Source organism: Luteitalea pratensis (assembly GCF_001618865.1).
Classification (GTDB): domain Bacteria; phylum Acidobacteriota; class Vicinamibacteria; order Vicinamibacterales; family Vicinamibacteraceae; genus Luteitalea; species Luteitalea pratensis.
Genome location: NZ_CP015136.1, coordinates 2959828 through 2982123, shown reverse-complemented (window position 1 = coordinate 2982123; position 22296 = coordinate 2959828). Strand labels below are relative to the sequence as shown.

At 65.4% G+C, this 22296-nt stretch carries 18 protein-coding genes; 7 read left to right on the top strand and 11 right to left on the bottom strand.

The window, feature by feature from the left end:
• Positions 1 to 138: 138 nt before the first annotated feature.
• Positions 139 to 1146 carry a catalase family protein gene (locus LuPra_RS12245; RefSeq protein WP_157899068.1) on the bottom strand — a complete coding sequence of 336 codons (1008 nt, stop codon included), beginning with the start codon at positions 1144 to 1146 and terminating at the stop codon, positions 139 to 141.
• A gap of 431 nt (positions 1147 to 1577) precedes the next feature.
• Between LuPra_RS12245 and LuPra_RS12240 the strand changes: the two genes are divergently transcribed.
• Positions 1578 to 3482, top strand: a complete 1905-nt coding sequence (locus LuPra_RS12240) for a malate synthase (RefSeq protein ID WP_110171004.1) — start codon at positions 1578 to 1580, stop codon at positions 3480 to 3482.
• A 76-nt stretch (positions 3483 to 3558) separates the two neighbouring features.
• Positions 3559 to 4590 carry an amidohydrolase family protein gene (locus LuPra_RS12235; protein WP_110171003.1) on the top strand — a complete coding sequence of 344 codons (1032 nt, stop codon included), beginning with the start codon at positions 3559 to 3561 and terminating at the stop codon, positions 4588 to 4590.
• Between the two features lie 113 nt (positions 4591 to 4703).
• Here the strand turns inward: LuPra_RS12235 and LuPra_RS12230 are convergent, their stop codons facing one another.
• Entirely contained in the window at positions 4704 to 5474 is a 771-nt protein-coding gene (locus tag LuPra_RS12230; RefSeq protein ID WP_110171002.1) for a phytanoyl-CoA dioxygenase family protein, read from the bottom strand.
• Positions 5475 to 5730: 256 nt separating this feature from the next.
• On the opposite strand from LuPra_RS12230, the gene LuPra_RS12225 reads away from it, so the two are divergent.
• The gene (locus tag LuPra_RS12225; RefSeq protein WP_157899067.1) at positions 5731 to 6003 is read left to right on the top strand and encodes an early set domain-containing protein; all 273 of its coding nucleotides are present in this window, start codon (positions 5731 to 5733) and stop codon (positions 6001 to 6003) included.
• Positions 5990 to 6871, top strand: a complete 882-nt coding sequence (locus LuPra_RS12220; protein WP_110171000.1) for an alpha/beta hydrolase — start codon at positions 5990 to 5992, stop codon at positions 6869 to 6871. The genes LuPra_RS12225 and LuPra_RS12220 overlap by 14 nt, the downstream gene beginning before the upstream one ends.
• On the opposite strand, the gene LuPra_RS12215 is transcribed toward LuPra_RS12220, so the two are convergent.
• Positions 6868 to 8073, bottom strand: a complete 1206-nt coding sequence (locus LuPra_RS12215) for an alpha/beta fold hydrolase (protein ID WP_234800928.1) — start codon at positions 8071 to 8073, stop codon at positions 6868 to 6870. The genes LuPra_RS12220 and LuPra_RS12215 overlap by 4 nt on opposite strands.
• Before the next feature lie 77 nt (positions 8074 to 8150).
• Positions 8151 to 8993 (bottom strand): alpha/beta fold hydrolase, encoded by an 843-nt coding sequence (locus LuPra_RS12210; protein ID WP_110170998.1) that lies wholly within the window; start codon positions 8991 to 8993, stop codon positions 8151 to 8153.
• Between the two features lie 183 nt (positions 8994 to 9176).
• Here LuPra_RS12210 and LuPra_RS12205 point away from each other — a divergent pair, with 183 nt between their 5' ends.
• Positions 9177 to 11891, top strand: a complete 2715-nt coding sequence (locus LuPra_RS12205; RefSeq protein ID WP_110170997.1) for an ATP-binding protein — start codon at positions 9177 to 9179, stop codon at positions 11889 to 11891.
• On the opposite strand, the gene LuPra_RS12200 is transcribed toward LuPra_RS12205, so the two are convergent.
• On the bottom strand, positions 11878 to 12150 hold the full coding sequence (locus LuPra_RS12200; RefSeq protein ID WP_110170996.1) for a DUF4242 domain-containing protein: 273 nt from the start codon (positions 12148 to 12150) through the stop codon (positions 11878 to 11880). The genes LuPra_RS12205 and LuPra_RS12200 overlap by 14 nt on opposite strands.
• Positions 12151 to 12294: 144 nt before the next feature.
• Here LuPra_RS12200 and LuPra_RS12195 point away from each other — a divergent pair, with 144 nt between their 5' ends.
• Together LuPra_RS12195 and LuPra_RS12190 are read left to right on the top strand one after the other, a co-directional pair.
• Positions 12295 to 13680 carry an FAD-binding oxidoreductase gene (locus LuPra_RS12195; protein ID WP_110170995.1) on the top strand — a complete coding sequence of 462 codons (1386 nt, stop codon included), beginning with the start codon at positions 12295 to 12297 and terminating at the stop codon, positions 13678 to 13680.
• Positions 13681 to 14013: 333 nt separating this feature from the next.
• The gene (locus LuPra_RS12190) at positions 14014 to 14784 is read left to right on the top strand and encodes a hypothetical protein (protein ID WP_110170994.1); all 771 of its coding nucleotides are present in this window, start codon (positions 14014 to 14016) and stop codon (positions 14782 to 14784) included.
• A 138-nt stretch (positions 14785 to 14922) separates the two neighbouring features.
• Here LuPra_RS12190 and LuPra_RS12185 read toward each other — a convergent pair whose 3' ends face one another.
• From LuPra_RS12185 to LuPra_RS12160, 6 genes are all read right to left on the bottom strand, one after another.
• Positions 14923 to 16470, bottom strand: a complete 1548-nt coding sequence (locus LuPra_RS12185; protein WP_157899065.1) for a phytoene desaturase family protein — start codon at positions 16468 to 16470, stop codon at positions 14923 to 14925.
• The gene (locus LuPra_RS12180) at positions 16467 to 18056 is read right to left on the bottom strand and encodes a phytoene desaturase family protein (RefSeq protein ID WP_110170992.1); all 1590 of its coding nucleotides are present in this window, start codon (positions 18054 to 18056) and stop codon (positions 16467 to 16469) included. The genes LuPra_RS12185 and LuPra_RS12180 overlap by 4 nt, the downstream gene beginning before the upstream one ends.
• Before the next feature lie 13 nt (positions 18057 to 18069).
• Positions 18070 to 19257, bottom strand: coding sequence for an aminomethyl transferase family protein (locus LuPra_RS12175; RefSeq protein WP_110170991.1), 1188 nt, complete (start codon positions 19255 to 19257; stop codon positions 18070 to 18072).
• A gap of 123 nt (positions 19258 to 19380) precedes the next feature.
• Positions 19381 to 19857 (bottom strand): hypothetical protein, encoded by a 477-nt coding sequence (locus tag LuPra_RS12170; RefSeq protein ID WP_110170990.1) that lies wholly within the window; start codon positions 19855 to 19857, stop codon positions 19381 to 19383.
• Entirely contained in the window at positions 19854 to 21287 is a 1434-nt protein-coding gene (locus LuPra_RS12165) for a radical SAM protein (protein ID WP_110170989.1), read from the bottom strand. Before LuPra_RS12165 ends, LuPra_RS12170 begins: the two co-directional genes overlap by 4 nt.
• Positions 21280 to 22023, bottom strand: a complete 744-nt coding sequence (locus LuPra_RS12160) for a prolipoprotein diacylglyceryl transferase (protein WP_110170988.1) — start codon at positions 22021 to 22023, stop codon at positions 21280 to 21282. The genes LuPra_RS12165 and LuPra_RS12160 overlap by 8 nt, the downstream gene beginning before the upstream one ends.
• Positions 22024 to 22296: the final 273 nt, after the last annotated feature.

Here is a 22296-nt window from a genome sequence, read left to right as displayed (position 1 = left end):
CTCGGATGCCAACACAGTGCGGCGTGGAGCAGACTTCCGGCGGAGGGTCGTGGAAGCTCTGGTGTCGGTTTCCGGCCAGCCCCCGCGGGCGTCGCCGCTTCGGGGCGTTCGTGCATGGTCGCGTGGAGGACTCCGGCGTCAATGTGAGGAGCGCTTGTCGACGCTCGCCTGATAGACCGCCTTGCGTAGCCGGTTCATCCCGCCGATTGGCCGATGCTCGACGATGGCGTGCCACGGATTGAAGGACAGCGCTTCACACTGCGTCGCCAGCTCGCCATCCGCCTCCACTTTCTGCGTCGGAATGCGCAGCGTGGCCAGGGTGACCGGTTTCGAATCCTCCTCGCTCCACTCGACCGATACATCTTCAACCGGCATCGCGTCCGCGTCGTTTTGCACCTGCACCTTGAAGTCGAACACCGCGTCCGCTGTCGCCAGGCTGGCGGTCAACGCGCGCGTGAAGTAGTCGTCGGGCAGATTCTCCGGGTGATCCGATGGAATCGTGCGATCGGCCTGGTGTGACACCACCGAATACTTGACGGCGTGGGCGGGGTCTCCGGTCGCCGGCCCGAGCCGGAACGGTGTGCCACTCCAGTACTTGATTTCCAGCGGGCTGGCCACGTGCTTGCCCTTGATCTCGTTGACGATCTGCAGCTGCTCGCGCTCCAGCAGGATGAGGTGTGCGGCGGCAACCAGATTGCCAACCAGTGGGATGTTCTTGCGCCCGATCGTCTCGGTGTAGGTCTTCGGATCGGGAAACGGAAAGACTGGATGATCGATCATCAGGAAATCCTGAGTCGTATCGCCGTCGCCCGGCACGGCGCGGGTACCGGCGACATCCAGGAGCTTGATCGCCAGCCCGCGCGCGGTGCCGACGCCGTCCTTCTCAAACGTGGCCTGGGAGTTCGAGAATCGCACCAGGGCCCTGAACGTCCGGCCCGGCCGACTGAATATTCCATGCCTCAATTCCTGGGGCACGTCGTCTACGATGCGGAACTCCGCGGTGACACACCCAGTCGCCTTGGCGTGCTGGCCGCGGCGAAGGTGGCCGCGCACGGGTTCCATCTGTTCGATAGTCAGGGCGACCATGCGCTCGAAAACCTTGGGATCGTCAAGCTCCGGGTATTCGCGGCCGAGTTCTCGCTTCATAGTGACCTCTTGTCGCGCTGCGCGCAGCACCTCGCGTCTGAGTGGCCCAGGAAACTGTGTGATTACCCATTTTGTTGCCAACCGCCGGTTATGGAATGGACAGGATGGCGCGACGACGGATGGTGATGTGTGGAGAGTCATGCTCCCACACTGTCGCGGGAGGAATCCAGTCCGAAGATCCAACACCACACCGGTTAACGGCATCCGTCACAGCTGTCCGCCCTGCGAATGGCCGAGCTGCCGCACGTCAAGCTTCGCGACGCAGAAACGATCGCGACCGTCGCCGCATCCATGTGACACTCCGGCGTAAGCTTCCCCAGTCCGGCGACACTCCGTTGGTCGACTGAGCCGCTCAGCGTCGCCCCGCCGGCCGAGGGCGCGTTCGTACACCCGCCAATGATGCCGTTTGCATCAACCGTGAGGGAGAACTCGTGACGCAAGGGCGAGGACTGGAGATTCGCGAGGGTGTCGACCTCACCTACAGCGACGTGCTCACGCCCGAGGCGGTCGCGGCGCTGCTCGCACTGCGATCGCTCGACGCGCGGCGCGTCGAGCTGATGCGCGGACGACTCGAGCGGCGGCGCCGCCGGCAGGAGCGCAAGCAGCGCATCGAGTTCCTTCCGGCCGACGACAGGCTCGCGGGCACCGACCTCACGGTCGCGGATGCCCGCGCCGGCAGGTTCGCTGGCAGCGACATCCCACCCGACTTGCAGCGACAGTGGATTCAGGGTACGGGGCCGGCAGCAAAGCCGCTCGCCCCGGTGGAGAAGAGCATCCGCAACGTCGCCTACGCACTCCTGTCGGGCGCGGATGGCTGGATGTTCGACGGCGAGGACGCGCTCGGCCAGGTGTCGACGATGTCGCTCGACAACCAGCGGAACCTGAAGCTTGCGATCGCCCGCGCCCCGCTCTTCCTGCAGGTCGCCGAACAGGTCGCCAGCGAGATGAACGCATGGGCGCAGCAGTTCTTCGGCCGGTCGCTCGTCGAGGACTGGCAGCGGCAGCTGGACTTCACCACGCGGATCTTCCGTGCCCGCGGCTTGCACCTCGACGACCGCCACGTGCGCCACGATGGGGGCGCAGGCTTCTCGGCATCGATCGTCGACAGCGTGCTCTACGTGGTGAACAACCACAAGGCCTTGCGGGACGCCGGCGCCTCCGTCGTCCTCTATCTCCCAAAGATCCAGACGGCCGAGGAAGCGGCGTTCTGGAACGCCATCCTGACCGGGATCGAGGCGCATCTCGCGATCCCACACGGCACGATCAAGGTCTACGTGCTGGTCGAGCAGGTCGAGGCCACGTTCCAGCTGATGGAGATCCGCGCCGCACTCGCGCCGCACTTCGTGGGCTTCAACACTGGCCGCTGGGACTACATCAACAGCGTCGCTGATGCGATGGCATGGGATCCCGCGTTCGTGAACCCGAATATCGCCGACGTCACGATGACCTACGGCTACATGCGCCGCTACGAGGATCGCGTGCGGCGTGCGGTCAACACGCCGGACGCCAATGGGCGCTTCGCGTTGTGGCAGGGCGGCATGGAGCCGAACATCCCTGTCGGCACGGCGGCCGGCGTCGCCAACGCCATGAAGCGTGCCGTCGCTGGCGCCGAGCGCGAGCAGCGCGAAGGGGCCAGCGGCAAGTGGGTCGCGCACTGGAAGATGGTCCACATCATCCGGCCGGTATGGGAGAAGGCTGATGCGGCGAACCAGCTCGGTCGCGCGTTCCCGCCGCTCGGCTACACGCCGGACGACGCCGACGGCCTCTTCGCCCTCGAGCCCGCGGCGCGGACGGTGCGTGGCGCTCGCGATCTGATCAGCGTGGCGGTCCAGTACGGCAATGCCTTCGGGCAGGGCATGCAGGCCGCCGCCCTGAAGCCGGCCGATTCGTTCGGCAACGACGACGTCCTCTACCTGATGGAGGACATGGCGACCGGAGAGATTCGCCTGAGCATCGTCTGGGAATGGCTGCACAAGGCCGGGGCGTTCACCGAGGACGATCCCGAAACCGGCGTCCGCATGGGCGATCCGCTCACCCGATCGCTATTCGACCGGCTGCTGCGGGAGGAATACGCGAAACTGCTGGCCGCGAACGGACGCGACGTGCACGAGCCGTCCAAGACGACGACGCTGCCGATCGCCCGCGAGATCGTCGAGGTCTACGTGACCAACACGGCCAAGCTGCCGTGGTACATCGACCTCCTCAACCTGAACCTGGACAACGGCGATCTCGATGAGGCGCGGTCGCGGATCGCAGCCTACCTCGCGGCGTTCGCCCGCGGCGAGCGCCTGACCGCGAACCAGAGCTTCGGCGACGCGACGCTACTGACCAGCTGAGCCTAGAGTGAGAGGTTCGGGGTCCCGCCCGTTGATGAGCGCGAGATCAGGTACCCTTCGCTCCAGGGAGCACTTCATGTCGCGACTGATTGTCGTGGGTCTCGTTGCCGTGGCGGGCAGTGCGGTGGTCGGCGTCACGAGCAGTGCGTCGCTCGCGCAACAGAGCCGGCCGCTGCCGATCATCGACATGCACCTGCACGCCAATCGCGCGGATGATAACGGCCCGCCGCCCACATATGTCTGTCCTGGCTTTGACAAAACCGCGCACGACCCGCGGCTGTCGTGGGAAGCGGCCTTCAACGCCTTGATGAAGACCCCGCCGTGCGCGAATCCACTCAAAGGGGCCGAGACCGATGACGCGTTGATGAAGTCGACGTTCGAGATTCTCGAACGCCGCAACATCATCGCGGTAACGAGCGGACCGGTGCTCGAGCGGTGGCGGGCAGCGGGGAACGAACGAATTATTCCGGGCGCGATGTTCAATTTCGGACCCACGGCACCGTCCATCGCCACGTTGCGCGACGGGTTTGCCGCCAAGCGCTATGCGGTGTTTGGAGAGGTCGGCATCCAGTATCAGGGCGTCTCGCCGAGCGACCCGCGCTTCGAGCCGTATCTCGCCTTGGCCGAAGCGGCCGACGTGCCGCTTGGTATTCATGTCGGTATCGGGCCGCCGGGCGCGCCCTACTTTCAGGGTCTTGGCAACTATCGCGCACGGTTGCATAGCCCGCTCGAGCTTGAGGAGGCCCTCGTCCGCCACCCCAAGCTGCGCGTCTACATCATGCACGCGGGCTGGCCGATGCTCGACGATCTTCTGGCCGTGCTCTGGACGCACCCGCAGGTCAATGTCGAAGTCGGCGCGATTTGCTTCGCCCTATCGCGCAAGGAGTTTCACCGCTACCTCGAACGGATCGTCGACTCCGGGTTTGGCAGCCGGGTGATGTTCGGCTCGGACCAGATGAACTGGCCGGGCGTGATCGAGTACGGCATCGAGGCGATTGAATCAGCCACGTTCCTGACCCCGACGCAGAAACGCGACATCCTCTACAACAACGCCGCTCGCTTCCTGCGGTTCACGCCGGACGAGATCGCCAGGCACCATGCGGGATAGGCAGGTGGCGCGTTGCCACGCGCCCACGGGTGCGCACCATCTACGACCACACCGCTTGCCGATGGGCGGGCCCCAAAAGCGAAGGTGGCAGTTGCCGGGGGGGCCGAACAGGCTCACAGGAAGCCGCTTCGGATGGACACGTTCGCGCTGAGCGCATCGTTCAGCGGATCATCGAGGGCGAGCATTTCGCGCAGCTCAGGCGACAGGCCGTCCTGCACCGTCGGCCGCAGCAGCTGCTTCTGGTATTGCTGCTGCGGTTTGTCGCGGCGGCAATAGAACGCGTGCATCGCGAGGCGCGGTGCCGACGTGCGATTGGCTGTGCCGCCGTGCCAGGCGTGTGCATTCATCACGGCAATGCTGCCGGCACGGCCGAGGACCAGGACCTCCTGCGGGTGCGGCGCAAGGGCATCATCGAGCACGTCCTGAGGCCGGCGCCCCCACGTGTGTGAGCCCGGAATGACTCTCGTCGCACCATTCTCGGTGGTGAAGTCGTCGAGCATCCAGACGGCGTTGCATACCCAGTAACCCTTTTCGTCAGGGATCGCCGACATGTCCACGTGCAGCGGCTGCGGCACCTCACCGTTCGGATCGGCAGAACGCGCGTTCAGGCTGCTCAACTTCACCTGCGGCCCGAGCACGTGGCGCACGCACTCGAGTACCCGTGGCAGCACGATCGCGCGGCAAAACACCTCGCCCTTGTCCACGAGATTCGCCAGCCGGTGTGCGTGCGCTTCGGTCCGGAACTCGTGCCCGGCGCGATCGCCTTCCACGTCCGAGACATGCGCGATCTGCGCGCGCAGGTCGCGGAGCAAATCGCCGCCCATGCAGTCTTCCAGCACGATGAATCCCTGCTCGTCGAGTTGATGCCGCTCTCCGTTGGTCATGGCTGAAGCTCCTGCACGGTTAGCCGGTTCTGTCCGGCGCTCCAGGAGAGTGCGCCTCTTGACTTGAGCTCCTGTGGTCGTCGGATGGCGACTTTTAATACGATTCTGGCGTCCGTGTCGACATGGACGCGCAAGGAAGTTCTCACGACAGATGTCGAGCCGCCTGCGCGCAGGTTACACGCGCCTTTTCGAGCAGCCTCCGGTCGATCGGCTGTTGGCGCTGAGAGGGCGGCTCAATTCTGAAAGGGAATCAGTCATGCACTCTCGGATCGAAGTGGCAGCAGCATTCGCGTTGATCCTGGTGATGCTGGCTGTGCCGACTGCATTCGCGCAGCCCGCGGGCGCCCCTTCCGGACAACCCGGATTGGCCGGGGCCGGAGTCCCGGTCCGCTCTCCCGAAGTCACACCGGACGGCACCACCACCTTTCGGCTCTCCGCTCCACAAGCGACGTCGGTGCTGGTCCGGAACACGAGCGGCGGGTTCGCCGATTTGGCCTGGCGGCAACGAGGTCGCGATGACCAGGGGTGAGGACGGCGTCTGGTCGGCCACGATCGGTCCGCTCAAGCCCGAGTACTACGTGTACGTCTACGTCGTCGATGGCGTACAGACGCTCGACCCGCAGAACATCTTCCATGTGCGGGACGGCCGACGGTACGGCAACGCGCTTCGCATCGCAGGCGAGTTCACCAGGAACTACGCGGTGAACGACGTACCGCACGGGACGGTGTCCCTGGTGTGGTATCCCTCGCCCGCGCTGAAGATGACGCGGCGTCTGTACGTCTACACCCCGCCAGGTTACGAGACAGGCACCGCTCGCTACCCCGTCCTGTTTCTGCTGCACGGCGGTGGCGGCGACGAAGATGCGTGGACAGCCTTGGGGCGGGCGCCGCAGATCATGGACAACCTGATTGCGCAGGGCAAGGCCAAGCCGATGATCGTCGTGATGACGAACGAGAACGCCAACCAGACCGCCGCGCCGGATTTCGTCCCCGCGCCGCCGCCGGCGCCCGGGAGCGGCAACCCCATGCAAGGGACGGCGATGCTCGACTTCCCGACGAGCATCATCACCGACCTGGTCCCGTTCGTCGACCAGGCCTACCGTACGCTGCCCGACAGAGAGAATCGAGCGATCGCTGGCCTCTCCATGGGAGGGGCAATGACGTTGCTGGCGGCGTTCAACAACCTGGACACGTTCGCCTGGGTGGGAATCTTCAGCGCCGGCCTGCCGCCAATGCCTGGCGTCAGGGTGCAGATCGCGCCGCCGCCCAACGCCGCCAGCCTGCGATCGTCGAAACGCCCGGTTATGGTCACGAGTGGGCGTTTTGGCGTATCACCCTTCAGGACCTGGCGGCAAGGTTGTTCCAGCCGTCGAACTGATGCCGGAGTGGGCGGTTAGAAGCTCTTGAGCCATTTCGACATCTCTTTCACCGTGCTCTCGGCGCTCTTGTGCAGGGGGAAATCGTGCGAGGTGTCCTCTATGACGTAGACCGACAACTTGCACTTGCACTTGGCTCTCCAATGCGCGATCTCCGGCGTGATGACGTCGACGTCCTTACCGCCCAAGCCGCCCCACTCCGGGCCAGGCACCATGTTGTCCTGCCTTCCGAACATGAAGAGCACGGGAATAGCCCCGATTTTGCCTACGTTCGCGGTGATCTCTTTTTTCATCGGCTGCACGCCGCTGAACTCCCCAACGGGTATCCGATTGTGAAGGCCGTTGCCGCACGCCTGCCTGAGAATGTCCGGATCCACGCCTGGCGCATGGTAGACGGCCTGTTCACAGTACTTCGAGTAATTGTTCTTTTCTGGTGGGAAGAAGTAGATGTAGTCAGCGCCCGCGTCTAGTTGCGGAGTCACCACTTCATCGAGCATCTTGACAAACATCGAAGCCGACGCGCCGGGCAACACTTGGTTGCTCCAGCCGAAGGGCATGAGCCCATCGATATCCTGGTGACGCGTCGCGTATAGCTCGATCAGGGCAGCTCCGAAGCTCTGACCGCCAAGGACAACCCCTGCCGCTCCCTGTGGAGGCACGGGCCCGTCGACCACTTCATAGGAACCCTTGCGAATCTGCGCGACAATCTCGTGCGTGGTCTCAACGTTGGTGTCTGGCGTCACCTTGAAACCGGAGCCAGGGCCGCGATCGTAGGGGCTCTCGCCGGAACCGAGTCGGTCGACAGTGAAGACGGCCGTATCGCTCTGACGGGCGAGTTCGGCGGCGAATCGAAGAGCGCCTGGAATCTTGAAGCCGTCCCAAAAGCGCCGATCGAGCGTACCGCCGTGAAGAAGGACAACGGCTCTGTGCTTGTGGGGATCGAATCTCTGTGTGTAGAAAACAGTGCCTCGCACTCTTGCAGGAACCGGATCACCCGGCTTGTGTACGGTGAACGCCACTTCTGTTTCGCTGATATGCATCGAGGCCTCCCCCGGTCGACTGGGTTCGATCGGCTTGGGCGCTGAAGCGCATCCTTCAACCTGATTAATCTCGATACGGCGGATGTAGGAGCCACACGCGGGCGGTTGAGCGTGTGCGTCCGTGAGCCAGAGCGCGAGCAGCGTAATCAAGGTCGGCATGAGGCGTGAAGGTGCCGCTGTCATCAGAATCACCTCGGTCCTCCTCGTCACAGACGTTCACTGCTGAAGTTCAACACGCTTTCACCGAACCGCCGAACGGCTCAAACCCGCACGGGCATCGGGTGGCGGGCAAGGAACGGCGCCATGATCCCGGCGACGCCGCGGGGGTCCCTCTCTTCGAGCGCGTGGTTCGCGCCGGCGAGCACGACCGGCTCGGTCTGCGGCAGCCACTCACGCAGCCGCTCCTGAACCTCGTTCCAGCCGGGCCAAATCGAGGCGCTCTCGGCGCCGAGCACGCCGAGGACAGGCTGGGTGATCCGCTGGGCGTCCTCCCGCGTGAAACGCCACTCCTGCACCGACGGAAGCTCCACGCGGAAGAAGGTGTCGGCGTCGGCGACCACTTGCTGGAACGCGCCCGGAATCAGCCGATCGAGCCACGCTCGGTACTCTGCCCCGATCGCCCAGCGAAGGAAGTTGTCGGCCGCGCCCTCCTTGTTGCCGGCGCCGTACTGCTCCAGCATCGGTTCGAACACTTGGGCGAGCAGGGCTCCGCTTGGGACGTCGAGCAGGCCCGGTTCGAGCAGGATGAGCGAGTGGACGACCTGCGGCGCGTCGAGCGCCAGCTGCAGGGCGATGGCCCCGCCGGACGAGTGGCCGACGACGTGGGCACGCTCGATGCCGAGGTGCTCAAACAGGGCGCGGCAGTCGGCGGCCTGCTGGCCGAAACTGAACGGCGCTCTGACCGGGCTGCTGCCGGCGTAGCCTCGCCGGTGGTAGCGCACCAGCTGGTAGCGGCTGTTCAGCGCTGGCTCGGCGCATAGCGGCGCGTACGCTTCAGCGATGAAGGCACCGTGAATCAGCAGCACCGGTTCGCCGGTGCCCGTGACTTCGAACTCGAGTTCCGCTCCGTCGACGCGCGCCCGCCGCATGGGTTTGCTGCTCATTGCTGCCGTCCTTTCCGGATGAGTTTCCGTTTCGCTATCGTTGGTCGCCGAGAATCTTGGCCTTCCGCCGCGGTCCGGTGGGAGTGACCGCGAGGTGACATCGAGGTGAACGAGCCGGCGCGTCTGGTGGCGGGAGGTGCGGGAGGGGGCTATAGTTGAGCCTTCCACACGACTGGAGGCGAGTTGACCAGCAATCCCCGCGTCAACGACGAGGTCCTCATCGCCGATGAGCGCGGGTGGACCCCTCGAAGTTCGGCCGTTCAGGCGCAACTCGCGCGCGTGTTACGAAGCCGGACGTTCGGCCAGGCAACCGCGCTCAGCCGACTGCTGCGGCATGTGGTACAACGCACGCTCAACGGGCGGCGCGACGAGTTGAAGGAGTACACGCTGGGCGTCGACGTGTTCAATCGCGGCGCCGACTTCGACCCGCGAGCCGACACGATCGTGCGCGTGCAGGCGCGGCGTCTGCGCGCCAAGCTGCAGGAGTACTACGAGACCGAGGGCCGGGCCGATCCGTTCGTGATCGCGCTGCCCCGCGGCGGGTACGTGCCGGAATTTCTCGCGCCCGTGCGCCGCACGCCGCTGCCCGCCCCCACAGCAGAAACGCTGAGGCTGCTCCACGAGCCGCTGCAACTGGATCCGATCGACAGCCGCGGCGCTGGCGCATTCTCGCTGCCGGCGCCGCGAACCTCGCTGATCGGCCGCGCCCGCGAGTTGAAAGCGATCGCGGCGTTGCTGCGACGTCCCGAAGTGCGGCTGATCACGCTCACCGGCGCCGGCGGCAGCGGCAAGACCCGGCTCGCCCAGGAGGCGGCCGCCCGCGCCGTCGCCGACTGCCCGGGTGGGGTCGCCTTCATCAGCCTGGCTTCGCTGAACAGTGCCGACGCGGTGGCTTCGACGCTCGCGCAGGTCCTCGGGCTTCGGCAGACGGACGGCCGCTCGCTTGCCGACGCCTTGCCCGCGCACGTGCAGCAGTCGATTCGCGAACCGATGTTGCTCGCCCTCGACAACTTCGAGCACCTGCTCGACGCGGCGCCGCTACTGGTCAGCCTGCTCGATGCCTGCGCCCCGCTGAACATCCTCGTCACCAGCCGCTTCCGGCTGCGGCTGTACGGCGAACACGATTACCCGGTCCCGCCGCTCACGCTGCCCGAGAGTTCGCAGCTGTCGGACCTCGCGGCGCTCGGCGAGAATCCGGCGGTCGCGCTGTTCGTCGAGCGGGCGACTGCGGCGGATCCCGCCTTCGAGCTGACCGCCGCGAACGCGGCCGATGTCGCGCGGATCTGCTGCCGCGTGGACGGGTTGCCGCTCGCCATCGAGCTCGCGGCGGCGGGCATCAAGCTGCTGACCCCGGAAGCGATTCTGGCACGCCTGCACAACCCGCTCGACATACTGAGCAGCAGTAGCCGCGACGTACCGGCCCGCCAGCAAACACTTCGCAAGACACTCGACTGGAGCTTCAGCCTGCTCGACGCCGCCGAGCAGCAGCTGTTCCGCCGTTTCTCGGTGTTCGCCGGCGGCTGCACGCTCGAAGGCGCCGAAGCGGTGTGCAACGCTCGCCGCGACCTGCAGCTGGACGTCGCCGCGGGTATGGCCTCGCTCCTGGACAAGAGTCTTGTGCAGCGCGCCGGCGGGACCCAGGCCGAGCCCCGCTTCGCGATGATCGAAACGGTGCGCGAGTACGCGCTCGAGCTGCTGACCCAGAGCGAGGACGGCCCGCTCACGCGTCGCGCGCACGCCGCCTACTGCCTGGTGCTGGCCGAGGAGGGGACGGTCCCGCTGACTGAATCGCAGCGCGACGAGTGGTTCACACGATGCGACGCCGAGCACGCGAACTTCCGAGCGGCTCTCGACTTCGTGATTCGCACGGGCGACGCGGAATGGGCGCATCGCCTCGGCGCCGCGCTCTACGTGTTTTGGGAGCGGCGCGACCATCTCGCCGAGGGCCGCGCCTGGCTCGAAGCCGCCCTCGCGACAGGGAGCGACGAGGCGCGCCGAACCGGCCGGTGGGCGAAGGCTTCCTGCTTCGTAGGCGGCCTGTGCTCGCTGCAAGGCGACTTTGACGCCTCGGACGACTTCAGCCGCGCCGCTCTCGACGTGTACCGTCGAGTGGGCGACCAGCGGGGCGTCATCACCATACTCAACGCCCTCGGCCTCAACGAGCGGATGCGCGGCAGCTATGTCTCGTCCCGCGCGTGGTTCGAGCAGTGCCTGGAGACGTGCCGGCAGATCCGGGACGAGCTGGCGACGGCCGCAGCCCTGACTAACCTCGCGTGCGCGGTGAGCAAGCAAGGGGAGCACGACCTGGCGCGCAGACTGCTCGAAGAAGCGCTCGAGGGATTCCGGGCGAGCGGGAGCCACAACAACGTCGCGTGGGTGCTGAACAGCCTGGGCGACGTCGCCCGCGACCGGAAGGAGCACGCCGAAGCGCTGCGGCTCTACCGGGAGGCGCTCGAAGGCTTCCGCCGGGTCGGGGATCGATGGGGCAGGGCGCGCGCGTGCGCCGACCTCGGCGAGCTCGCGAGCGGGACACAGGATTTTGCCGCGGCGCGAGCGTGGCTGGAGGAGTCGCTCGAGCTCTTCACGGCCCTCCGGCATCGGCGCGGCATTCTGAACGTGCTCGAAGTTTTCGGGGGCCTCGCCGCGGCCGAGGGCCACACCGAGCGGGCGCTGACCCTGGCCGGAGCGGTGGGTGCGCTTCGTGTCGCCCTGAAGGCTCCGGCGCGGCCGCACGCGGAAGCCACCTTCCGGCAGTCGATCGAGTCCGCCTGGCGCGCGCACGACCCCGCAGCGGCCGAGTGCCTCCGCGCGGTCGGCGCCCGGCTGAACCTCGAGCAGGCTGCCGCCCTCGCGCTCGGCGCCGACCTGCCGCCCGCGGAATCAGCTACGCGAAATTGACCGGATCCAGCAGTTGCCGGACGGCCGCGATGCGGTCGAGCGGGAAGCCGCCGAGTCTCGCATGCTCACGGATCAGCGACTCGTCCGGCGCGTAGTAGATGCAGTAGATCTTGTCGTCGGTGACGAAGCTGTGGATCCAATGGATGTCGGGGCCCAGCTGGCGTAGCACCTCGAGCGACCGCAGCGCATCCTCGCGGAGCTGCTCCGACGTGAGCTTCGTGCCGGGTGGCAGGTTCCGCTCGATGACGAACTTCGGCATGCCTTACCTCCCGGACCGCCACCGGTCCTTCTTCCGAGCGCCTTTGAAAGGCCCATTCTACACCGCCGTCATCCCCTGCCACCGCGTCGATGTGCAGACCCAGACCACCTTGGTGGACCAACGCCGACACTCACGGAGGAGACCATGACCGAACAGGCAATTGCAGCGTTTCAGCACAATCTTCGCGGACGAGTGATTCAACCGACTAGTGCCGACTACGACGCTGTGCGCGCCCTGTACAACGGAATGATCGACAAGCGGCCGCGCTTGATCGCACGCTGCATCGACACGGCCGATGTCATCACCGCTGTCAACTTCGCGCGGGACCAGAACGTGCTGGTGGCCATTCGTGGCGGCGGCCATAGCGGACCGGGCTTGGGCAGCTGTAACGACGGGCTCGTGATCGATCTGTCGATGATGAAGAGCGTTCGAGTGGATCCGGCCACGAACACCGTCCGCGTTGACCCTGGCTGCACGTCGGGAGATCTCGATCACGCGACTCATGCGTTCGGTCTCGCCGTCCCGCTCGGCATCGTGTCGTCCACAGGCGTTGCGGGATTCACGCTCGGCGGCGGGACGGGCTATCTCACGCGCAAGCACGGTCTGACGGTCGACAATCTCCTGGAAGCGGATGTCGTCCTCGCCAATGGCAGTGTCGCGACCGCCAGCGAGCGCGCACACCCGGATTTGTTCTGGGCTATTCGAGGCGGTGGTGGCAACTTCGGCGTGGTCACCAGCTTCCTGTTTCGGGCCCATCCCGTGAAGACAGTCTACGCGGGTCCCATCTTCTGGGATGCGGTTCACGCCAGGCAGGTAATGCGTGCCTATCGCGACTTCCTGCCAACCGCACCGGAAGACCTTGGAATCTTCGTCGGTTTGAAGACCGTTCCCTCGATCGAGCCGTTCCCCAAGGAAGGATGGGGAAGGCGCGCGTGCGCGATCATCGGCAGCTACAACGGACTGCCCGAGGCCGGGCAGCGCGTGCTGGCGCCCCTGCTCGACACATTGCCCCCTCCAATATTCAACTGGATGGGAGAAATGCCGTTCCCTGCGATCAACGCACTGTTCGATCCCTTCTTTCCCAAGGGGCTCCAGTGGTACTGGAAAGGCGATTTCGTGAAATCCCTCCCAGACGAGGCGATTGACATACACATCGCCGAAGCGGCCAAAGCGCCGACTGAATTGTGCCTGATGCACCTCTATCCCATCGATGGCGCCGTCAGACGTGTGTCGCGCGACGCCACTCCGTGGGGTGCGCGCGACGCGTCGTTCTCGATGGTCATTGCCGGCATCTCTCCTGAACCCCGAGACGCCGAAGCACTGAAATCGTGGGGGCGCGCCTATTGGAAGGCTGTGCATCCATACAACATGGGCGGCGGCTACGTGAATTTCATGTTCGACGACGAGCCCGATGGCCGCGTGCAGGCCGCGTACGGAGACAATTACGAGCGGTTGGCGGTGGCGAAGATGAAGTACGACCCGAACAACCTGTTCAGGGTCAATCAGAATATCGCGCCGGCCTCTGCGTGAACCACCGCCGTCGGCTACCGCGTTGATGGGAATCGCAGGTGTGCGTACAGGCCGGGGTGCCCGACGGAAACGCCATCGGACTCCTCGTGGATGCCGTGCATCGGGAGGTCCTGCGTCCCACCTGGCCACCACGGCCGCGCTACGAACGGATCGGCCGCAATGTGGATGAGCATTGGCCAGCCTGGCCTCGGCCATTGCACAGCGATGTCAGAGGCGCTGACGACCTGTTTCGAACCTCGACCGGTTCGCAATTGCGCCCGACTCCGTTGTCCAGAAACAGGCGGGTCTGTTTTCAGTACGTTCAGGTCTGGACACCCGCGGGAGAACAACGCCATGCCGAATCCCAGCCGCGGACGCATCATCGATCCAAGAATTCACGGCGTCACGGCCGATGTCCTGCGCAAGCGGACCGATCGGCCTGTCGCTGTCACGTCACCGGTTCTGGAGTGGGCGGCCATTCAGGCCGCCGCCATTGCCAATCCGTTCGGCCGGGCCCTGTACGACTGGGAGTACGAGATCGTCCATGACGTCTTCCGATCGTCACTGGACGCGTCGAGGATCCGGATCGTCGAGACGCGCATCATGAATGCGCCCACCACGCTGGGCAATCAGATTCGTGTGCCGCCCGGATGGACGTTCGAACGCGACAACAAGCCGGTTCTGGTCCACGAGTGTGCCCATGTCTGGCAGTACCAGACGCGTGGCACGAGCTACATCACCGATTCGGTGTACCACAACGCGAGCGGGGCGATTGCCACCGGGAACCGCAACGTCGCGTACATGAACTACCAACTCACGACGACATCCTCGATCTCGGACTTCACCGCCGAGGAGCAAGCGACGATCGTCGGTGACTACTACGAGATGACGCAGATCCACACGACCGACCCGAAGCCGGACTGGGTCACGCGGCGGTCGCGGGACATGGCGATCTACGAGCGCCTGATGACGCAGGTGCGCGCGTCGAGGCCGCAGGAGGACTCGATGATCTACCAGCGCAGCCTGATGAACCAGCCGACACCGGGCATGGACTTCCAGTCGCCCGGCACGCAGGGCTTCGCCCCCGTGATGCCACTGCTGGAGATCCGGTTTCGGGGGCTGTGATCGGCGCGGCCGGGCGCAATGGCAAAGGGAAGAAGCCATGGGGGTATCGACGCCCGCGCTGGAGGTCATTGCGGAAGTCCGATCCGGTGCAATAGATCGGCGAACCGCGATCGGCGCGGAGGTGAATCCTCTTCAGATCTACCGCAGTGCAGCGCGCGCGGCGAGATACCCCGCGCCGCCAAGGATCCCCGGCCCGGGATGCGCACCCGCGCCGCCGATGAAGAGTCCATCGATGGGCATCCTGTACTTGCCCCAGCCCGGCACGGGCCGCATGAAGAGGATCTGATCGAGCGTCATCTCGCCGTGCGTGAGCGCGCCCTCGGTGACGCCGAAACGTTCCTCGACGTCGCGCGGCGTGAGGACCGCGCGATGGCGAATGGCGGACTCGAATCCCGGGACCAGGCGTGCGATCGCGGCCGTCGCCTTGTCCCGGAGAGCCGCGGTCCTGGCCTCGCTCCACCCGCCCTTGAGGTGGTACGGCGCGTACTGCACGCGCGCGGTAATGACGTGCCTGCCGTCCGGAGCGAGCCCGGGCCAGCGCTGTGACGCAATGAAGAACTCGACATGGGGCTCGGCGGACCACTCGCCGTACTTGGCCGCGTCGGCCGCCTTCTCCAGCGTCGCGGTGTCCGCCGTGAGGCTGATCGTCGCGGGCGTCGAGTGATCGACCTTGCCGGCGACTTCCGCATCCACGGCGAAGAACACGAACGCGGTGCACCCGCGGAACTTGACGTTCCTGACGCCGAGCATGAAGTCGGGATCGAGCCACACGGGATCCACCATCCGCATCGTCCGGCTGGGGTCGGCGGTGGAGATGACACGCGGAGCGGCGATCTCCTCGCCGCCCTCGAGGACCACGCCCGCGATGGCGCCATCGCGAACGTCGATGCGAACGACCGGCGCTCCCGTGCGGATCTCGACACCGCGCTTGCGGGCGGCGCCGGCGACGGCCTTCACGAAGCTGTCGGGAGCTTCGAGAAAGCGATCTCGTCCCCGCACCGAGCCTTGCGGCGCGCCCACCATGTAGTGCAGCAGGTTGAACGTCGTGCCGCCGGAGCGCGGGCCCTGCTGCAGATCGCGAATCGCGCACGCGGCGACGGCGGCCTTGAGCAGCTCGCTCTCGAAGGCATCGTCCAGGAGGTCCTGCACGGACATCGGCAGCACCCGCAGGAACTCGATCATGTCCGCATGGCCCAGCGCGCGCAGCTTGCGTCCGATACCGACGAGCGGAAGGACCTCACCCACCGATCGGGTGTCGATGTCCGGCGGTGTGAGCTGATACAGCTCGGCGAGAATCCCGGCGAACCTCTGCAGGCGCGCGACGAATGCCGGCCACCGCGCCGCGTCGCGATCCGAGTGGGCGCGAATCTCCGCGGCGGCCTTCTCGGGACTCGAGTGCAACGTGAGCCGCGCGCCGTCTGCGCCGGCCACGGTCATCGAGACCTCGAGTGGAACCTGCGTCAATCCCTTGAATTCCCCGACGATCGAGCGGACGCGGGGCGGAATCCAACCGTGGTCCTCGTTGAGTGGCGAGCGGAAACCGGGCGCGAACTCGATGGTCCGCATGTGGCCGCCGATCTCCAGCGCGCTCTCGAGCACGAGCACGCGTTTGCGGTGCTGCGCCAGCGTCGTCGCGGCGACGAGGCCGTTCGGGCCGGCGCCAATCACGATGGCATCGTATTTCACGCGCCGAGGATCTCCAGCGCCGCGAGTCTTCCGCTTGCGCCCATGATCCCTCCACCGGGGTGCGTCCCGGCGCCGCACTGCCAGAATCCGCGCACCGGCGTGCGGTACTTCGCCCATGCGGGGACCGGCCGCAGGAAGAACAACTGCTGCAGCGCGAGCTCGCCCTGGAAGATGTTGCCCTCGCTCAATCCGGTGATGCGCTCGATGTCGGCTGGCGTCAGCACCTGCATGTGCAGGATCAGCGACTCGATGTTCGGCGCAAAGCGCGCCAGCGTCTTGATCACCGCGTTGCCGAAGGCGTCGCGCGTCGCATCGTTCCAGCCGCCGGTGATGTTGTACGGCGCGTACTGCACGAAGATACTCATGACGTGCTTGCCGGGCGGCGCCATGCCGGGATCGATCATCGAGCCGACGACGATGTCCATGTACGGGTTGCTGGAGAACTGGCCATACTTGGCGTCGTCGTAGGCGCGCTCGAGGTACTCGATGCTCGGCGAGATCGAGAATGCGCCTCGAGTCGCGCGCAGCATGAGTCCCTTGTCGTGCTTCATGCAGGTGAACTCGGGAAGACCGCTGAGCGCGAGATTCACCTTGCCGGACGAGCCGCGGAACTTGTAGCGGTTCACGCCATCCACGAGATCGGTCGGCAACTGACGCGGATCGAGCAGGTTCATGAACGTCCGGCGCGGGTCGAGTCCCGACACCACGATCGGCGCGCGGAGCTCGTCCCCATTCGCGAGCGCGACGCCAACCACGGTCTCGCCCTTCGTGAGGACCTTCTCGACCGACGCGTCCGTTCGGATCTCCGCCCCATGCGAGCGCGCGGCGCTCGCAATGGCATCACTGATTCCGCCAGTGCCGCCCTTCTGGAACCCCCACGCGCGGAACGCGCCGTCGATCTCGCCCATGTAGTGGTGCAGCAGCACGTACGCCGACCCCGGCGAGCGCGGCCCGAGGAACGTCCCGATGATGCCGCTGGCCGATTTCGTCGCCTTCAGCGGACCGAACTCGAACCATTCGTCGAGGTAATCCGCGCTGCTCATGGTCATGAGCTTGTAGAGCGCGTGGAACCGCTCGGCGCCCAGGGAGCGAAAGTGTCCGCCGAGCTTGAGCAGTCCCTTGAGGTCTCCGGGGGACAATGAGGCCGGATCGGGGGGGACCATGCTGAGGATCGGCTTCACCGCCATCGCCATGTGCTGCATCAGGCGCCCGAAGATCGCCATCGCCTCGGCGTCGTGCGGCGAATGGCGACGCAGCTCGCGCCGTGTCTCGTCGGCATCGCCCCACCCGGCGAGGTAATCGCCGCTCTCGAGCGGCGTCACCGTGCTCTCGAGCGGGAGGATCTGCAGTCCGTGCGCCGGCAGGTCGAGATCGCGAATGATCTCGGGCCGCAGCAGGCTCACGACGTACGAGAAGACGGAGAACTTGAAGCCGGGGTAGATCTCCTCGGTCACGGCCGCGCCGCCGACGAGCGGACGGCGTTCGAGCACCACGACCCTCTTCTTCGCGCGCGCGAGATAGGCGGCGGCGACGAGACCGTTGTGGCCGCCACCGATGATGATCGCGTCGTACCGGTTGCTGGCCATCGTCAGTGGACTTTCACGCGCGCTTCCTCGGCGGGTCGAAGAAGGGAAGCTTGCGAATGGTTGCGCGTGGCCGTTTGCGCCGGTGCTCGACGGTCATCTCCAGCTCGACCTCGGTGCCCGGCGCGCCGTGTGCGGCTTCGACGTGACCGAGCACGATGTACTTCTTGAGGAGTGGCGACCACGTTCCGCTTGTCGCGTAACCGATCTGTTTCCCATTTCGATGGATAGGCGAGCTCGCCCGCCACGCGATGGTCGGCACGTGCGGCGCGAGGCCGCGCTCGTGGTGCAGCCGCTCGAACGACACCCAGTCCACCTCGAGCCCGACGAAGCTCCACGCTGCGCCGCGCCGCTTGTGTTCGCGGAGCGCGCGCTGCCCGTTGAACGGCCCCTTCGTCTCGCTCACGGTCCAACCGAGGTTGATCTCGTAGGGCGTCGACTTCTGATCTTCGATGAGCGCGTGGTGCGCCGAGAAGTAGTCCACGTCGAGCATGATCAGGCCGGCCTCGATGCGCGCGATGTCGAGCGCCCAGATCCCGGCCGGAGTGACGCCATACGGCGTGCCGGCGGCGATGAGCGCGTCCCACACGGCGACGGCGTGCTCGGCGGGAACCCAGATCTCGAAGCCGAGGTCGCCCGTGTAGCCGGTGCGCGAGATCGTGACCGCCACGTCGCACAGCTTGGTCTGGACGAGCCGGAAATACCTGAGCGAGCCGACGTCGGCTGGGGACAACTGCTCGAGGATGGCGCGGGCCAACGGCCCCTGGAGTGCGAGCGCGCCGACCTTTGCCGAGACGTCCTCGACGATCACGTCCATGCCTTGCGCGTTCAACCGCAGCCACCGCGTGTTCGGCTCGGCGCTCGTCAGGCGGTACGTACCCTCGTCGAGGCGACTGATCGTGCCGTCGTCGAGCACCTTGCCGTGGGCGTCGCACCACGGCGTGTACAGCACCTGGCCGACGGCGCACCTGGCCACGTCCCGCGTGACCATGCGGTCGAGCAGCCGCGCCGCGTCGCGTCCCGTGATCAGGTACTTGTAGAGCGGCGACACGTCGAAAAGCGCCGCCGCATTGCGGATCGCCGCGTACTCGCGATCGGGGTGGGGGTCATACGCCGACGCGACTTGATGACCGGCCCAGCGACGCCAGGTCTGCGCCCGTATCAACGGGGCGGTTCGCGCGTGAAAGGGCGTCTCTAACAGCATGTGACCTCCAAATCCGAACTCTCGCACGCGAGTGCTCGTCAGCCACGATCTCCGAGCATGGTGAACAGGAGTGCCGCGCTCAGCGACCTCCCCGCCCCCTTCGGTTTGGCCGATCGGTGTCCCCTATCGAGCATCGGCGCCAACCGAAGCATTCGCCGGGGAGACATTGGCGTCAGCCGAAGCACTCTCCCCGGAGACAGAGCACGTGGTCAAGGCGGCCACGAACAGCACTCCGAGGGTCACTGCCGCCACGATCAGGACCTTCGATGCCGTTCCCATCTTCTTCAGACTCTTCTTCTTGATCCTCGCGATGTCGGAGATCGGTATCGTTTCGCTGGTCGTCGTGTCGCCGATCTGCCGCAAGACAGTCACGCTGTCAGCCGTGATCTCCTCGATGACGACGTCGAACTTCATGCCGTACTTGTTCTCGACGGTCGCAGTCGTGCCCCGCTGCATCCCTGCGAGGGCCTTGGCGACGTCGGCTCGCTGCGTGTCGGCCTTCTTCTGATCGCCGCTCTGAATCGCTGACACGGTATCGTCGATCCCTAGCGCCAGGGTGGCAAGTGCTGCGATCAGTACAACGGCGAGGACACGCTTCATGACATCTCCTTCATCATCGAGCGCTCCGCCCACTGTCTGAGTGGCGCGAGCCTGGATCGTTCCAAACCGTCCCGATAGAACAAGTTGTACGTATCGAAAGGAATCAGCCGTCCGTCCGGATGGACAATGTGCACGCACGTCTTCTTCACCGACCGCACGTCGAACGAGTAGGCGTCGATGAACTGCATGATCAGGACGCGAAAAATGTTCTGATACCCAAGGCCTTCAGGTGCGTCCAGCCGCGGGAGGCAACATAAGAGATCCCGCAAGCTCTGGGCGCTCGACTCAGACGAGTGGTTGGTTGCAAACAGTCTGAACACTCCGTCACGAACCGCGTCGTCTCCCTCGTACACGATTGTGTTGCGCCCGCCCTCGATCAGCACCTGCGGGTCGATCAGACCCGTCAGCGGCATCAGATTGCCGTCGACCTTGAGCGCGTATGCCATTGCCAGGCTATCGGGATGGCACGGCACGGGGATCAAATCCTCGGGCCGAAACAGATCGGTCTGTGCGAGGATGCCGCGGCGCACCTCCGTCAGAGTCACACGGTCGGTCGCCGGGTTGAATTGGCCGAGCCGGCCAGCTGCTTGCACCGGTTGGAACGTGACGCCGCGAACCGCGGGCTGAGTGACGGCGAAATCGATGATGCGGCCCATCTCACCATCGTTCAGTCCCTTCTTCACCGTCACCACCAGAGTCGTAGAGAGGCCCAGGCGATTGAGCCGCTCGAGTGCGCGCGAACGGACGTCACGGAGGTCCGCGCCGCGGAGCGCGAGCAGCGACGCCGTCTCGAAGGAATCGAACTGGAGGTAGACCTCGAAGTCCGGCATGTAACCGGCCAAGCGCTTGGCGAACTCTTCGTCATTGGCGATGCGCACGCCATTCGTGTTCACCATGAGGTGCCGAATCGGCGCGGCCTTTGCGCGATCCAGAATTGCGAAAAAGTCGGGGTGAGTGGTGGGTTCCCCGCCGGAGATCTGCACCACGTCAGGTTCACCCTCATTACGAACAACCGCATCGATCATTCGCTGCACGTGGTCGAGTGTGCGGTACTCGTGCCGCGACGGTGCGCTTCCGGCATAACAGATCGGGCACTCGAGATTGCAGCGGTCCGTAATTTCGATCAGCGAGAGACACGAGTGCTGCTGATGATCGGCGCAGAGCCCGCAATCGTAGGGACAGCCCCATCGCACCGGGGTGTTGAAGGCCAGCGGCATCTCGGGGGGTTTGATGAATACTTCGCGACAGCGCCGGTAGTAGTCGACGTCGTCGGCCATGAGCACGCGTTCGGAGCCGTGCTCGGGACAGCGCTTGAGCATGTAGACCGAGCCGTCTTCAAAAATGATCTTGCCCTCGACCTTGCGATAGCACGTCGAGCAGATGGAGACGGCAACGTCGTAGAAGAGATAAGGACGGACCCGGTCAGCCACGGCGAACCTCAGCGATCAGCCGCGGCACGTGCGGTGCGTAATAGACCAGGACTGCCAGACACGTCCACTGGATAGCCGAGAGACCGCCAAACCGCACAGCCGGTTTGATCACGTCCACGAGCAGTCGGCATCCCATGTACGCCACCATGAAACACTTGAAACGATCACCGGCCGTCGCATTGAGGCCCAATCGACTGACCAGCATTCCACCCAGGCCGGCAAGCAACAGCATCTCGTAGAGCTGTGTGGGATGCCGCCTGACTCCATCCCCGAGGTCGATACCCCATGGAAGCCCCGTGGGAATGCCGTAGGACTGATCGTCCAAGCCGGATAGGAAGCAGCCGATTCGTCCGATCCCGATACCCAGAATCAGCGGCACCGCGAAAAGGTCGCCGGTCGCAACGGTAATGCCCAGCAGACGCTTGGCCCATTCGACGGTGAGCAGTGCGCCGATCAGTCCTCCCACGATCGTCTTTCCGCCGAACACCAGCCGCAGCTGCGGCCAGTGGGTCAGAGACCTGGACGGTTCCTCGAAAGCGGCCAGCAGGTGGCTGCCGATGAATCCGCCAAGGATCGCCGCGCCGACAATCCACCACCGTGCGCGCGCATCAACTACGTCACCACTGCGTCGCTGACGCCGGTAAAGGTAATAACCGCTTGAATATGCGAGAGCTTCGAAGGCGACGTGCGGATGCAGGACCACTGGTCCCAGGTGGATGTAGGCAGGAAACGTCAATTCCGATGCCCCCAGCAAACGGTGAGAGATCTACGTCCTTCGGCGCTTATCGGCGACTGTCGGAACACACGACCGCGCCGCCAGACTACTACGATAACGGCTCTGGTTCAGCGGCGGAAATTCCTGTCGTTTTGGCGACATGCGAGGTGCCTGCGTCCGCAGCACCACGACATGATGCCGTTACAGCAACCGCAGGTCGTCGCGGAGCTCATACGGGACTCCATCGTTCGCCAGGCCGAAGGTTGGAACCTCACGTCCCGCGGTGGGTCCGCC